Consider the following 14,283-nt stretch of genomic DNA (forward strand, 5'->3'; position numbering starts at 1 on the left):
GTTCGCCATCCAGTTTGAAGACCGGGTGCCGCAGACTTAAACGAAAACCCGTTTACACAGAATCCAGTACACCCCCCAGAAAGAAGGATACGAAAATCACGCCAGTACCAAGCAGGTGACCGACCAGACCGATCACCGATTCCGCATAGGATTTCCGGTTCTCATGCGAAAGATTCGATCTGAATCGTCGAAACATGGCGGCGTCCATTCCAACCGGTTGCGTACAACATCAATGATTTTACTTTTTCAACACTTCCCATCTGTTTTGCGTCAACAATCGGGCTAGACTGCGCTTCCAGGCCCCGCCGTCCGGCAGCGGTGACCCCGCTGCGGCAAACCAGTATAATTACCGCTGTTTGGCCGGTGCCAGAGTGCCGGCCGTTTTCGCTTTCGGATGTATTCAACCACGCGGTTCAGCCGCCATTTTGCTCATGCTCGCCCAACAAAAACAAGATATCACCGCCCTGTTCCAGGCCGCCCTCGCACCTATCCTGGCCGGAACCGACGTTTCCGCCAACGTTGTGCTGGAGCGACCGCGCGACCCGTCGCACGGTGACGTGGCTTGCAACATCGCCATGCAACTGGCCAAGCAGCTGAAAATGAACCCGCGTGAGCTGGCCACCAAAGTGGTCGACGCGCTGCTGGCCAATCCGGCCGGCAAGGGCCTGGTCGAAGCGGCGGACATCGCCGGCCCGGGCTTCATCAACCTGCGCGTGAGCGACGCCGCCAAGCAGGCCGTGGTCAAGGCCGTGCTGGCGCAGGGCGCCTCGTTCGGCAGCGCCACCGCCGGCGCCGGCAAGAAAGTCATCATCGAATTCGTCTCCGCCAACCCGACCGGCCCGCTGCACGTGGGCCACGGCCGCCAGGCGGCGCTGGGCGACGCGCTGTCCTCGCTGTTCGGCTCCCAGGGCTACGCGGTCACCCGCGAGTTCTACTACAACGACGCCGGCGTGCAGATCCAGACCCTGGCCAACTCGGTGCAGGCGCGCCTGCGCGGCCACAAGCCGGGCGACGCCGAGTGGCCCGAATCGGCCTACAACGGCGACTACATCGCCGACATCGCCGCCGACTTCCTGCTCAAGAAAACCGTCTCGGCCTCGGACGGCACGCCGGCCACCGCCTCGGGCGATATCGAAGACATCGAATCGATCCGCCACTTCGCCGTGACCTACCTGCGCAACGAGCAGGACATCGACCTGCAGGCCTTCGGCGTCAAGTTCGACAACTACTACCTCGAATCGTCGCTGTACGCCGACGGCAAGGTCGACGCCGCGGTCGACATGCTCAACAAGTCCGGCAAGACCTACGAGGAAGAAGGCGCGCTGTGGCTGCGCACCGAAGACTACGGCGACGACAAGAACCGCGTGATGCGCAAGAAGGACGGCACCTACACCTACTTCGTGCCGGACGTGGCCTACCACATCGTCAAGTTCCAGCGCGGCTTTACCCAGGCGATCAACGTCCAGGGTTCCGACCACCACGGCACCATCGCCCGCGTGCGCGCCGGCCTGCAGGCGGTCAACGTCGGCGTGCCGCAAGGCTTCCCGGACTACGTGCTGCACAAGATGGTCACCGTGATGAAGGGCGGCGAAGAGGTCAAGATCTCCAAGCGCGCCGGCTCCTACGTGACCGTGCGCGACCTGATCGAATGGTCGGGCGGCGGCGACATCGAAAAAGGCCGCGACGCGGTGCGCTTCTTCCTCATCTCGCGCAAGGCCGACACCGAATTCGTATTCGATGTCGACGTCGCGCTGAAAACCTCGGACGAGAATCCGGTGTATTACGTGCAGTACGCCCACGCGCGCATCTGCCGCATGCTGGAACAGTGGACCGGCAACCAAGCCGACCTGGCCAACGTCGACCTGTCGCCGCTGACCGCGCCGACCGAAGCGACGCTGCTCGCCACCCTGGCCGCCTACCCGGAAACGCTGGCGCGCGCGCAAGCGGAGCTGGGCCCGCACCAGATCGCGTTCTACCTGCGCGACCTGGCCGCCAACCTGCACAGCTTCTACTTCGCCGAACGCGTGCTGGTGGACGACGAGGCGCTGAAGGCGGCCCGTATCGCGCTGATGGTGGCCACCCGCCAGGTGCTGCGCAACGGCCTGGCGCTGATCGGCGTCTCCGCTCCCAACAAAATGTAATTGCGAAGGACATCCCGCACAATGAATTTCCGCACCAGCCCTCGCTCCACTCCACGTTCGCGCCAGCACGGCAACACCATCATCGGCATCGTCATCGGCCTGGTCATCGGCCTGGCGATTGCCGTCGTCGTCGCCCTGGTGATCAACAAGGGCTCGACGCCGTTCACCGACAAGGGGCGTACCAGCAAGGTTGCGGAACCGACCGCGGGACAAGCCGCCGATCCGAACAAGCCTATGTACGGCAACAAGGAAGCGGTGCGCGAAGCGGCCAAGGACTTCGCCAAGGAACCGCCGAAGGCGCCGCCTCCGGCCGATCCGCTGCAAGCGGTGGTCGACAAGATCCAGGCCGCGCCAGCGCCAGCGCCGGCGCCGGTTGAAAAGCCCAAGGCCGCGGCGCCAGCCGTCCCTGCCGCCGCCAACGTCGCACCGACGCCTGCCAAGCCGGCCGCCGCCGACAATGGCGACGACAAATTCATCTACTACCTGCAAGCCGGCGCCTTCCGCGAAGTCGCCGACGCCGAAAACGCCCGCGCCAAGCTGGCCTTGTTGGGCTTCGAGGCCAACCTGTCCGACCGCGCCACCGACACCGGCGTGTTGCACCGCGTGCGCCTCGGCCCGTTCAACCAGGTCGAAACGATGAACAGAGTTCGTAGCAAGCTGTCCGAAAACGGCATCGACGTCGCCGTCGTGCGGAATCAGAAATAAGCAAAAACAAGCCAGGAGTATTCAGATGCGATTCATGAAATTCGTAGTCGGTGCATTGATGTTGAGCGTTGCAGCCCTGTCGTCGGCCTCCCCGGCCGATCCGAAGAACGGCGTCGAATACAAGACGCTGCCGACGCCGCAAGCCGTCGATAGCGGAAAGAAGGTCGAAGTCATCGAGTTCTTCGACTACGCCTGCCCGCATTGCTTCGCTTTCGATCCGTCGCTGACGGCCTGGGTCAAGAAACAGGGCGACGCCATCGTCTTCAAGCGCATGCACATCTCGCGCAGCGGCACCGACCTGCCGCAGCAGAAGCTGTTCTTCACGCTCGGCGCCATGGGCCTGCTGAACGACGCCATGCAGACCAAGATCTTCACCGAGATGCACGTCAACCGCAACCGCATGAACCGCGATGAAATGGCGTTCGACTTCGCCGCCAAGCAGGGCGTGGACCGCCAGAAGTTCATCGAGGTCTATCGCGGCCTGGGCGTCGCCGGCAGCGTGCGTCGCGCGACTTCGATGATGGATGCCTACGGCGTCGATTCGTGGCCGATGATCGCCATCGACGGCAAGTTCATCACCTCGCCGACCATGTCCAACGAAGGCACCAAGGCCGCCACCACCGAAGCCGAACTGCACGCTGGCGTCACGCAAGTGATGGACATCCTGGTCGCCAAGGCGAAAGCGGAAAAGAAATAAAGATGAGCAAACAGGGCGCCGGGCCGGAGCGGGTCTTCATCACCGGCGCCTCAAGCGGCCTGGGTGCGGCCCTCGCCGCCGAATACGCGGCGCAAGGCGCCACACTGGGCCTGCTGGCCCGCCGCAGCGAACTGCTGGACCAGCTGATCGCCACCCTCCCCAACCCCGAACGCCACCGCGCCTACGCGGTCGATGTGCGCGACCATGCCGCCATCGCCGCCGCCGCGCAAGCCTTCATGGCGCACGCCGGCGGCATCGACGTGGTGATCGCCAACGCCGGCATCTCGGTCGGCACGCTGACCGAGTTCGCCGAGGACATCCCGGTATTCGAAGCCGTCATCGCCACCAACGTGGTGGCCACCGCCGCCACCTTCGCGCCGTTCATCCCGGTGATGAAAGCGCAGCAGGCAACGCAAGCGCGACCGGCGCGGCTGGTCGGCATCGGCAGCGTGGCCGGCATCCGCGGCCTGCCCGGCGCCGAGGCGTACAGCGCCTCCAAGGCGGCCGTGATCAGCTACTGCGAATCGCTGCGGCTGGAGATGAAGCCCTACGGCATCCGCGTCGTCACCCTCTGCCCCGGCTACATCGACACGCCGATGACGCAGGTGAATCCCTACCCGATGCCGTTCCTGATGGCGCCCGCCACCTTCGCCGCCAAGGCCGCGCGCACCATCGCCGCCGGCAGCAGCTACAAGGTGATCCCGTGGCAGATGGGCATCGTCGCCAAGGTGCTGCGCATGCTGCCCAATCCACTCTACGACCTGGCCTTTGCCAAGGCGCCGCACAAACCACGCAAGGCCGCGCCATGATCACTCTCGCTGCGGACGCCATCCAGCGCCACTGCGCCACCAGCGCCGCGCACGTGGCGATAGAAACCGTGGCAGAAACCGGCTCCACCAACGCCGACCTGCTGGCCCGCATCGACACGCTCGAAGGCCCGGTGCTGCGCATCGCCGGCAACCAGACGGCGGGTCGCGGCCGCGCCGGCCGCAGCTGGCTGTCCGCGCCCGGCGCCGCGCTGATGTTCTCGCTGGCCTGGCGCTTCAAGGGCCCGCTGCACAGCATGTCCGGCCTGCCGATGGCGGTCGGCGTCGCGCTGGCCGAGACCATCGCCTCGCTCGGCGTGCCGGTGCAGATCAAGTGGCCCAACGACCTGCTGCGCGACGGTAAAAAACTGGCCGGCATCCTGGTCGAAACCCAGGCCGCCCGCAAGGACGGCGATGGCGCCATCTGGGCCGTGATCGGCGTCGGCATCAACCTGCTCATGCCGGACCAGCTGGAAGCGCAGATCGGCCGCGAAGTGGCCGCCGCACCATGGCTGGCCAAGATGGACCGCAACCAGCTGATGGCCGCGCTGCTCAGCCGCCTGGCCGCCGTGCTGGCCGAATTCGACGACACCGGCTTCGCCCCCTTCGCCGAGCGCTGGAACCTGCTGCACGCGTGGCAGGGCCGGGAAGTCGTCATCCTCGACCAGGGCAAGGTGCTGCAACAAGGCCGCGCCGCCGGCGTCGACGCCATCGGCCGCCTGATGCTCGACACGGAACAGGGCCGCGCCGAAGTGCTGTCCGGCGACGTTTCGCTGCGCCTGTCGTCAACTATCGCTTCTTTGATCGGACTAACATGATTCTACTGATCGACGCCGGCAACACCCGCGTCAAATGGGCATTGGCCGAACCGGGCACGGAACTGGGCGCATGGATCGCCCACGGCGCCGTCATGCACGCCGACCTGCAACAGCTGGAGCTGCACCTGAGCGAGGCGGTGGCAGACCGCGGCGTCGACCGCATCCTGATCGCCAACGTGGCCGGCGGCGCGCTGCGGGTGCAGCTGGAATACGTGTTGCAGCGGACCTTCCCGGCGATGATCCTGCCGCAGCAGGCGATCGAATGGTTCGCCTCTGTGCCGGCATTGGCCGGCGTGAGCAACGGCTACCGCAATCCGGCGCAGCTGGGCTGCGACCGCTTCGCCGCCGCCATCGCCGGCCACGCGCTGGCGGCCGGGCGCGAAGTCATCGTCGCCAACTGCGGCACCGCCACCACCATCGACGCCATCACGGCCGACGGCATGTTCCTGGGCGGGATGATCCTGCCGGGACTGGGCCTGATGGCCAGTTCGCTGGCGCGCAACACGGCGCAGTTGCCGCAAATTGCGCAAGACGGTAAGCTGCCGGACGGATTCGCCGACAATACCGACGACGCCATCCTGAGCGGCTGCCTGGCCGCGCAGAGCGGCGCCATCGAGCACGCGTACGCGCGCCACGGCGCCAGCGAGTGCATCATCTCCGGCGGCGCGGCGCCGTATATCGCGCCGATGCTGAAGGTGCCGTACCGTATCGTCGACAATATCGTGTTAATCGGTTTGCATGCTGCCGCCGGCAGCGCCGACTAAGGTTGCAAGGGAAGCTACGTGCTGAAGTTTATTTTCTGGTCGCTGGTCGCCATCAATGCCGCGCTGTTCGCGTACGGCAAAGGGTATCTCGGCCATTTCAGCGGCAACGAGCGCGAACCGGAGCGCCTGCTCAATCAACTCAACGCCAGCAAACTGGCCATCATCTCTCCCGAGAAGGCCAACGACGCATCGGCCGCGACGGCCAGCGCCGCCGCCAGCGCCAAGCCGGCGCCGGAACTGCTGGCCTGCGTGGAAATCGGCAGCTTCGTGCTGGCCGAAGCGCGCCGCTTCGAAACCCAGCTGGCGCCGCTGAACCTGGGCGACCGCCAGTCGCGCCACAACCTGCCGGGCACCGAGGTATCGAGCTATATCGTTTATATGCCGTCGCAGGGCAGCAAGGAGGGCGCCGACAAGAAAGCCGGCGAACTGCGCGCGCTGGGCGTGACCAACTACTTCATCATGAACGACAACTCGCCGCTGCGCTGGGGGATTTCGCTGGGCGTGTTCAAGACCGAAAGCGCGGCGCAGAACCAGCTGGCGATCGTGATGAAGCAAGGCGTGCGCAGCGCGCGCGTGGCCCCGCGCATGAGCGGCAGCAAGCTGCTGGCCTTCCAGTTCCGCGATGTGGACCCGGAGCTCAAGACCAAGCTGGAACAATTCCGCGCCGGCTACCCGAACGCGGAAAGCCACGCCTGCAGGTAAGCGTCAGGCGCCGAAGCCGCCGTCGATCGTCAGGCTGGCGCCGGTGATGTAGCCCGCTTCCGGTCCCGCCAGATAGGCGACGAAGCTGGCGATTTCCTCCACCGTCCCGTAGCGCGGCAAGGCCATCATGGCTTTCAGGGCGCCGGCGAAATCGCTGCCGTCCGGGTTCATATCGGTATCGACCGGACCTGGCTGCACGTTGTTGACCGTGATGCCGCGCGGGCCGAGGTCGCGCGCCATGCCCTTGGTCAGGCCGACCAGCGCCGCTTTGCTCATCGCGTAGGCCGCGCCGCCGGCGAACGGCATGCGGTCGGCGTTGGTGCTGCCGATGGTGATCACACGCCCGCCCTGTCCCATGTGGCGCGCCGCCTCCTGCGTCGCCACGAACACACTGCGCACGTTGACGGCCAGCGTGCGGTCGAAATCCTCCAGCGTGAATTCCTCCAGCGGCGCGATCGCCAACACGCCGGCGTTGTTGACCAGGATGTCGATACGGCCGTGGGCTTCGGCCGCGTTGCGGATGGCCGCTTTCAATGCGGAGGCGTCGGCGCTGTCGGCCTTGACGGCTTGCGCCTTGCCGCCGGCGGCTTCAATCTCCGCCACCACTTGCGCGGCCTTGTCGGCCGAGCTGGAATAGGTCAGCACGACGGTGGCGCCGTCGCGCGCCAGCCGTTTTGCGATGGCCGCGCCGATGCCGCGCGAGCCGCCTTGTACCAATGCGATTTTACCGTTGCTCATGTGTAGCTCCTGGTTGGTGATTTGGAGCCTGTAGTATCCGCCGATGATTATGTCGCGACTAGACGGTAATCGCTCTAAGCAGTTGATCCAATTGGTTTAAAATGAAAACCATGGAAACCATGACCAGCATCGAATGCTTCGTGCGCAGCGCCGAAGCGGGCAGCTTCTCGGAAGCGGCGCGCCGGCTCGGCCTGACGCCGGCCGCCGTCGGCAAGAACATCGCCCGGCTGGAGGCGCGGCTGGGCGTGCGCCTGTTCCAGCGCAGCACGCGCAGCCTGTCGCTGACGGAGGCCGGGCGGCAGTTCCTCGATGAAGTGGGCGGCAGCCTGTCGACGATACAGAACGCGGTCGCCAACCTGTCCAGCGCCGGCGGCCAGCCCGCCGGCACGCTGCGGGTCAGCATGCCGACCAATTTCGGCCGCAAGTACATCGTGCCGATGCTGGGCGATTTTTTGCAGCGCTATCCCGCCATCGCGCCCGACTGGGCGTTCGACAACCGTCCGGTGGACCTGATCGCGCAGAGTTTCGACGCCGCGCTGGGCGGCGGCATCGACTTGTCGCCCGGCGTGGTGGCGCGCAAGCTGGCGCCCGCGAACCGGGTGCTGGTGGCGTCGCCGTCATACCTGGCCGAACATCCCGCGCCGAAGTCGCCCGCCGACCTGCATCAACACGACGGCATCCTGATCCGCTCGCCGCAAACGGGCCGGATACGCCCGTGGGCGCTGGTCAATCGCGGCAAGCAGCAGGCGCCCGTCACGCTGCGCGTGCGCATGACGATGAGCGATCCCGGCGCCGCCTGCGACGCCGCGGCACTGGGCCTGGGCATCGCCTTGATCAACTACTCGGAAACGCTGGCGCACCTGGAAGCGGGCACGCTGGTGCGCGTGCTGCCCGGTTGGCATGTGGATGGCGGCTCCGTATCGATCTACTATCCGGCGCAGAAACTGCTGCCGGCAAAGACGCGGGCCTTCGTGGAATTTGTCGTCGAGCGCTTCCGCACCGAGCGGCTGGCGCAACTACTGTCGGCGGATTAGCGCTGGACGACGATGGGCGCGGCACTCAGCGCGTGGCGATGATGATGATGTCGGCGTCGCAGTTGCGGTAGTGGATGACGATGACGATGATGCGTCGCAGCCGGGCCGCCGACGCCAACCCCAGCTCCGTCGTGGCGCGGTCGGCGCGGTTTTTCATCGTCAGGTCCACGCGCGATTCGGCGCTGACCGGAATATTCATCGCCTTGAGCGCCGCCTTGGGATTGGCCATCAGCGTCAGCGCCGCATCCGGATCCAACTCGGCCCGGTGGATAGACTCCACTTCGCCCGAGTCGGGATTCATCTCTGCGAACAGCTTGCGCAGTACATCGGTATCGTCCTGGATTTCCATGATTTCCTCCATTGATAGTGGAAATCCAGTTTAGTCAGCGAACCCATGTCCCCCATTGATGTAGCGCATGGATAGGCCGCGCCGGTCGGACGTCAGCGCTGGACGACCATGGGCTTGAGGTTCAATGATGAAGGCAGGCCTTGCGCCGCCTGGAGCGCTTCCTGGCGGGTGGCGAACGGGCCGGTGAACAATCGGTGCACGGCGCCGCCCTGCACCACTTCCAATCCATTCAGGCCCTTGCCGGACAGCTTGTTGCGCACCACCTCCGCATTCTCGGCGCGCGAGTAGGCGCCCAGTTGCAGGTAGAAGCCGCCCCTGGCGGTGCTGGCCGCCAGCGCTTCGCTGTTGGCCGGCGCGCGGTCGGTCAGCATCAGGGCTTCCGCTTCGGACGATGGCGCGGCCGGCATGGCCTTCGGCGCCAGCACCAGCGGCTCGCTCAGCGTCGTCGATGGCATCAGCAACAGCGGACCGCCGCCGTTGTTGTTGCCCAGGCCGCCGGTGGACGCCTTCCGCGGCGAAGACTGCGACTGCAAGCGCGGCGCCACCGTGCCCGACACGCCGGCGCGCGTGGCCAGCATGCGGTCCACCTCATCGGGCAGGATGCGTTCGATCTGGAGTTCATGGCTGCCCTTGCCCAGCAGGCCCAGTTTCAGCGCCGCCGTGTACGACACGTCGATGGCGCGGTTGGCATGGAACGGCCCACGGTCGTTGATGCGCACGATGACCACCGCGCCGCTCACCAGGTTGGTCAGGCGCGCGTAGGATGGAATCGGCAGCGTCGGATGCGCGGCCGTCATCTTGTACATGTCGTAGATCTCGCCGGACGAGGTGCGCTGGCCGTGGAACTTCTTGCCGTACCAGCTGCCGACGCCGATCTGCGTGAACGGCTGGTTGCCGCTGATCGGCGTGTAGGTCTTGCCGAAGACGACGTAGGGACGGTTGGAGTACGGCAGCAGCGGATCGTTGCGCACATCGGCGTCCGGCACGTTGGCCAGGTTGGATGGCGGCGCGTCGCCGGGACCGTCGTCCTGGTAGTAGCCGCCGCGTCCCGAATTCGCCGGCGGCAGCACCGGCAGGCTGGTATCCGGCTTGCCGCTGGACGGCGCCTTGATGACCGGGCCGGAGGTACGGGGCGCCTTGGGCGTGGTGCTGGTATCGGTCACTGTCGGCGCAGTGCCGCAGCCGACCAGCGCCAGCAAGGCCAGCCCGGTGCAGACATTCAAAATACGGCTACGGTTCATCCCCATCACTTCTTCCTTACGGTTTCTTCGGCACCGGCGGCACCGGCGGCACTGGCTGCGTCGGCGCGCGCCGCTCGAATTCGGCCGCTGCGGCTTGTTCTTCCAGCGTCTGCCCTTCGACCGGCAGCACCGTTTCGGCATCTTCCTTCGGCACCTTGGTGGTGTCCTTCCCGGCCGGGCGTTTGCCCAGCAGGTAGTAGTCCAGCGCCTTGCGGGCGATAGGCGCGGCTTCGGCGCCGCCCTTGCCGGCGTTTTCCACCACCAGCGCCAGCACGATGCGCGGCTTGTCGGCCGGCGCAAAGGCCGTAAACAGCGCGTTGTCGCGCAGGCGTTCGGCCAGGCGCGCGGCGTTGTACTTCTCGCCCGAGCGGATGGTGATCACCTGCGCGGTGCCGGTCTTGCCGCCCACCGTGTAGCCGGCGCCGGCGAAGGCGCGTACGCCGGTGCCGCCGGCCTGGGTGGTCACGCCGACCATCGCATCCTTGATAAAGTCGATATTCTCCTGCTTGAGCGGAATCCGATAACTCTCCTTGGGCACGGTCAGCGTGCGGGCGCGCGTCTTGCTGTCCTCGACGATCTTGACCAGGTGCGGCTTCATCACCACGCCGTTGTTGGCCAGGTTGGCCACCGCGTGCGCGATCTGCAAAGGGGTGTAGGCGTTGTAGCCCGAACCATTGCTAACCGAGATGGTATCACCCCCCACCCACTTGCCCGCCGCACCCTTGAAACGCTTGCGCTTCCATTCCTGTGACGGCAGCACGCCGGTCTTTTCGTTTTCCAGGTCGATGCCGGTCAGCTGGCCGAAGCCGAACGGCTTCATGAACCCGCTGATGGCGTCGATGCCCATGTCGTGGCCCAGCGCGTAGTAGTAGGTATTGCAGGAGACGACGATCGACTTGTGCATGTCCACCGAGCCGTGGCCGCCCACCACGTCGTCGTTGAATTTGTGGCCGCCGAGGTAGTAGAAACCCGGATCGTAGGTCGTCTGGCTGGGCGTGCGCTTGCCCAGCTCCAGCGCGGCCAGCGCCATGAAGGGCTTGAAGGTGGAACCCGGCGCGTAGGTGCCGGACAGCGGACGGTTCACCATCGGCCGGTCGAGCGAGGTATTGAGCTCGTTCCAGCTTTGCGTGTCGATGCCGTCGACGAACAGGTTGGGATCGTAGCCGGGCCGCGACACATAGGCCAGGATGTCGCCGGTCGACGGTTCGATCGCCACCAGCGCGCCGCGCCGCTCGCCGAAGGCTTCCTCCACCACTTTTTGCAGCTCGATGTCGATCGACAGGATCAGGTTGCTGCCCGCCACCGCCGGCGTGCGCGACAAGGTGCGGATGGCGCGGCCGCCGGCCGACACTTCCACTTCCTCGTAGCCGGTGGCGCCGTGCAGCTGCTTCTCGTAGCTTTTCTCCAGGCCTTCCTTGCCGAGATGGTCGGTGCCCTTGTAGTTGGCGGCATCGTCGGTGTCTTCGATGGCCTTGGCCTCGGCGCGGCTGACGCGGCCGATGAAGCCGATCACGTGCGACGCCGTCTCGCCCAGCGGATACTGGCGGAACAGGCGCGCCTGCACCTCCACGCCGGGGAAGCGGAAGCGCTGCGCCGAAAAGCGCGCCACCTCCTCGTCGGACAGGCGGGTGCGCAGCGGCACGCTCTCGAAGCCGCGGGATTCCTCCAGCAGCTTCTTGAAGCGCTTGCGGTCCTTGACCTCGATCTCGATCAATTTGGACAGCTCGTCGATGGTTTCATCCATCGTCATGACCAGCTTGGACGGCGTGATCTCCAGCGTGAAGGCAGAGTAGTTGCGCGCCAGGACCACGCCGTTGCGGTCCAAGATCAGGCCGCGATTGGGCACGATCGGCACGATGGCGATGCGGTTCTCTTCCGCCTTGACGGCGAAGTCCTTGTACTTGACCACTTGCAGCCAGATGAAGCGCGCCAGCAGCAGGCCGAAACAGATGAACACCAACGCCCCCAGCACCGTGACGCGGCTGCGGAACTGCTGGAGCTCGCGCTCCGTGTCCTTAATCTCCATCATGCCGCCGCTCCCCAGGCACGGGTGGAGGCGCCGCCGCGCACGCCGCGGCTGTGGTGCTGGATGCTCATCAGGATGCCGGCGCCCAGGCCCAGCGTCAGCAAGGCGGTGCCGCCGTAGCTCATGAACGGCAACGGCACGCCGACCACCGGCACGATGCCGCTGACCATGCCCATGTTGACGAAGGCGTAAGTGAAGTAAATCATGGTGATGGAACCTGCCAGCAGGCGCGTAAAGAAGGTGGAAGCGTTGACCGCGATATTCAGGCCGCGCACGATCAGCAGCAGGTACAGCGCCAGCAGCACCAGGTTGCCGGCCAGGCCGAACTCCTCGGAGAACACGGCGAAGATAAAGTCGGTGGTGCGCTCGGGGATGAATTCCAGGTGGGCCTGGGTGCCGTGGGTCCAGCCCTTGCCGGCCATGCCGCCCGAGCCGATGGCGATCATCGACTGGATGATGTGGAAGCCTTTGCCCAACGGGTCGTGATATGGATCGATCAAGGTCAGCACGCGGTCGCGCTGGTAGTCGTGCATCACGGACCACAGCACCGGCAGGCCGGCGCAAGCGGTCGCGCCCAGCGCCGCTATCGCCTTCCACGACAGGCCGCCGAGGAAGATCACGCAGGCGCCGGCGGCCACCACCAGCAGCGCCGTGCCCAGGTCGGGCTGGCGCGCGATCAGGCCGACCGGTATCGCCAGCAGCAGCGCCGCGATCAGGTAGGAATGCCAGCGCAGTTGCCCCTGCTGCCGCTGGAAGAACCAGGCCATCATCAGCGGCATGGCGATCTTCATGAATTCGGACGGCTGCAACTGCACGCCCAAGGTCAGCCAGCGGCGCGAGCCGCCCTTGATGGTGCCCACCAGCGCCACCGCCACCAGCAGCGCCACGCCCAGCGCATAGGCCGGCACGGCGATGCGCATCATCATCTGCGGCGGCGTATTGGCCGCCATCCACATCACCAGGAAGGCCAGGAAAATATTGCGCAACTGGTCGGCCACCTTGCCGGGAATCGCGATGCCGGCCGAATACAGCGTGACCAGCCCCACCGACAGCAGCATCAGCATGATGATGGCCAACTGCGCGTCGAACACGGTGAAATAAGGCCGTACGCGCTGCCACAGCGTACGCCCGTCATGCATGCGCATCAGGTCTGCACCAGTTTGCGGTGGCGCTGGATGCTCATCAGGATGCCCGCGCCCAGGCCCAGCGTCAGCAGGGCGGTGCCGCCGTAGCTCATGAACGGCAGCGGCACGCCGACCACCGGCAGGATGCCGCTGACCATGCCCATGTTGACGAAGGCGTAGGTGAAGTAAATCATCGTGATGGCGCCGGCCAGCAGGCGCGTGAAGAAGTTGGGCGCGTTCCCGGCGATCATCAGGCCGCGGCCGATCAGCAGCAGGTACAGGAACATCAGCACCAGGTTGCCGGTCAGGCCGAACTCCTCGGAAAACACGGCGAAGATAAAGTCGGTGGTGCGTTCGGGGATGAACTCCAGGTGGGCCTGGGTGCCGTGGGTCCAGCCCTTGCCGGTCATGCCGCCCGACCCCACCGCGATGGTGGACTGGATGATGTGGAAGCCCTTGCCCAGCGGGTCGGAGGTGGGATCGATCAGCGTCATCACGCGTTCGCGCTGGTAGTCGTGCAGCACCGACCAGACCACCGGCAGGCTGGCGGCGCCGGCCACGCCCAGCGCGATCAGCGCCCTCCATGCCAGGCCGGCCAGGAAGATCACGCAGAAGCCGGCGGCCACCACCAGCAGGGCGGTGCCCAGGTCCGGCTGCTTGACGATCAGGCCCACCGGAATCGCCAGCAGCACGGCGGCGATGCCGTAGTCCTGCCAGCGCAGATGGCCGGCGCGCTGCTGGAAGAACCACGCCAGCATCAGCGGCATGGCGATCTTCATGAATTCGGAGGGCTGGATGTCGATGCCCACGTGCAGCCAGCGCCGCGCGCCCAGCTTGATGGTGCCGAACAGCGCCACGCCGACCAGCAGCGCCACCGCGACCACATACGCCGGCACGGCGATCCGCATCATCATCTGCGGCGAGACATTGGCGACGAACCACATCACGACGAAGGCCAGGAAGATGTTACGCAGCTGGTCTTCGACCTTGCCGGGAATGCCGATGCCGGCCGAATACAGCGTGACCAGGCCGACCGACAGCAGCGCGCAGATGATCAACATCAGCGGCAGGTCGAAAACGATGAAGTACGGGCGAAGGCGGCGCCACAGGGAACGCCTTTCGTTGATGCGCATGCGTA

Annotated in this window: 14 protein-coding genes; 8 read left to right on the forward strand and 6 right to left on the reverse strand. The window is 65.8% G+C overall.

The window, feature by feature from the left end; genetic code table 11:
* Window positions 1-431: 431 nt before the first annotated feature.
* From argS to AC1RMD_RS29305, 7 genes are read left to right on the forward strand one after another with little or no spacing between them, the layout of a single operon-like run.
* A complete protein-coding gene (argS, locus tag AC1RMD_RS29275) occupies window positions 432-2,141 on the forward strand; it encodes an arginine--tRNA ligase (protein WP_492932053.1) in 1,710 nt (569 codons plus the stop codon).
* Between the two features lie 21 nt (window positions 2,142-2,162).
* Complete coding sequence (locus AC1RMD_RS29280; RefSeq protein ID WP_492932055.1) at window positions 2,163-2,846, forward strand: SPOR domain-containing protein; 684 nt, start codon at window positions 2,163-2,165, stop codon at window positions 2,844-2,846.
* Window positions 2,847-2,871: 25 nt separating this feature from the next.
* Complete coding sequence (locus AC1RMD_RS29285; protein WP_492932057.1) at window positions 2,872-3,543, forward strand: thiol:disulfide interchange protein DsbA/DsbL; 672 nt, start codon at window positions 2,872-2,874, stop codon at window positions 3,541-3,543.
* A 2-nt stretch (window positions 3,544-3,545) separates the two neighbouring features.
* Entirely contained in the window at window positions 3,546-4,352 is an 807-nt protein-coding gene (locus AC1RMD_RS29290; RefSeq protein WP_492932059.1) for an SDR family oxidoreductase, read from the forward strand.
* Window positions 4,349-5,167 carry a biotin--[acetyl-CoA-carboxylase] ligase gene (locus AC1RMD_RS29295; RefSeq protein ID WP_492932061.1) on the forward strand — a complete coding sequence of 273 codons (819 nt, stop codon included), beginning with the start codon at window positions 4,349-4,351 and terminating at the stop codon, window positions 5,165-5,167. Before AC1RMD_RS29290 ends, AC1RMD_RS29295 begins: the two co-directional genes overlap by 4 nt.
* Window positions 5,164-5,931: a type III pantothenate kinase gene (locus AC1RMD_RS29300; RefSeq protein WP_492932063.1), complete on the forward strand. Its 768-nt coding sequence runs from the start codon at window positions 5,164-5,166 to the stop codon at window positions 5,929-5,931. Before AC1RMD_RS29295 ends, AC1RMD_RS29300 begins: the two co-directional genes overlap by 4 nt.
* An 18-nt stretch (window positions 5,932-5,949) precedes the next feature.
* On the forward strand, window positions 5,950-6,633 hold the full coding sequence (locus AC1RMD_RS29305; protein ID WP_492932065.1) for an SPOR domain-containing protein: 684 nt from the start codon (window positions 5,950-5,952) through the stop codon (window positions 6,631-6,633).
* A gap of 3 nt (window positions 6,634-6,636) precedes the next feature.
* Here the strand turns inward: AC1RMD_RS29305 and AC1RMD_RS29310 are convergent, their stop codons facing one another.
* Complete coding sequence (locus tag AC1RMD_RS29310; RefSeq protein ID WP_492932067.1) at window positions 6,637-7,371, reverse strand: 3-oxoacyl-ACP reductase family protein; 735 nt, start codon at window positions 7,369-7,371, stop codon at window positions 6,637-6,639.
* A gap of 110 nt (window positions 7,372-7,481) precedes the next feature.
* Between AC1RMD_RS29310 and AC1RMD_RS29315 the strand changes: the two genes are divergently transcribed.
* Window positions 7,482-8,405 carry a LysR family transcriptional regulator gene (locus tag AC1RMD_RS29315; protein ID WP_492932069.1) on the forward strand — a complete coding sequence of 308 codons (924 nt, stop codon included), beginning with the start codon at window positions 7,482-7,484 and terminating at the stop codon, window positions 8,403-8,405.
* 25 nt (window positions 8,406-8,430) lie between these two features.
* Here the strand turns inward: AC1RMD_RS29315 and AC1RMD_RS29320 are convergent, their stop codons facing one another.
* The 5 genes from AC1RMD_RS29320 to rodA (AC1RMD_RS29340) all read right to left on the reverse strand — a co-directional run bounded on the left by AC1RMD_RS29320 (window position 8,431) and on the right by rodA (AC1RMD_RS29340) (window position 14,278).
* The gene (locus AC1RMD_RS29320; protein WP_492932071.1) at window positions 8,431-8,754 is read right to left on the reverse strand and encodes a hypothetical protein; all 324 of its coding nucleotides are present in this window, start codon (window positions 8,752-8,754) and stop codon (window positions 8,431-8,433) included.
* Window positions 8,755-8,846: 92 nt separating this feature from the next.
* Window positions 8,847-10,001 (reverse strand): septal ring lytic transglycosylase RlpA family protein, encoded by a 1,155-nt coding sequence (locus tag AC1RMD_RS29325; protein ID WP_492932073.1) that lies wholly within the window; start codon window positions 9,999-10,001, stop codon window positions 8,847-8,849.
* Window positions 10,002-10,011: 10 nt separating this feature from the next.
* Window positions 10,012-12,024: a penicillin-binding protein 2 gene (gene mrdA / locus AC1RMD_RS29330; protein ID WP_492932075.1), complete on the reverse strand. Its 2,013-nt coding sequence runs from the start codon at window positions 12,022-12,024 to the stop codon at window positions 10,012-10,014.
* Complete coding sequence (gene rodA, locus AC1RMD_RS29335) at window positions 12,021-13,166, reverse strand: rod shape-determining protein RodA (RefSeq protein WP_492932077.1); 1,146 nt, start codon at window positions 13,164-13,166, stop codon at window positions 12,021-12,023. Before rodA (AC1RMD_RS29335) ends, mrdA begins: the two co-directional genes overlap by 4 nt.
* Entirely contained in the window at window positions 13,166-14,278 is a 1,113-nt protein-coding gene (gene rodA / locus AC1RMD_RS29340; protein WP_492932079.1) for a rod shape-determining protein RodA, read from the reverse strand. The genes rodA (AC1RMD_RS29335) and rodA (AC1RMD_RS29340) overlap by 1 nt, the downstream gene beginning before the upstream one ends.
* Window positions 14,279-14,283: the final 5 nt, after the last annotated feature.

The sequence above is a fragment of the Duganella sp. GW822-FHT06D06 genome, assembly GCF_058799615.1.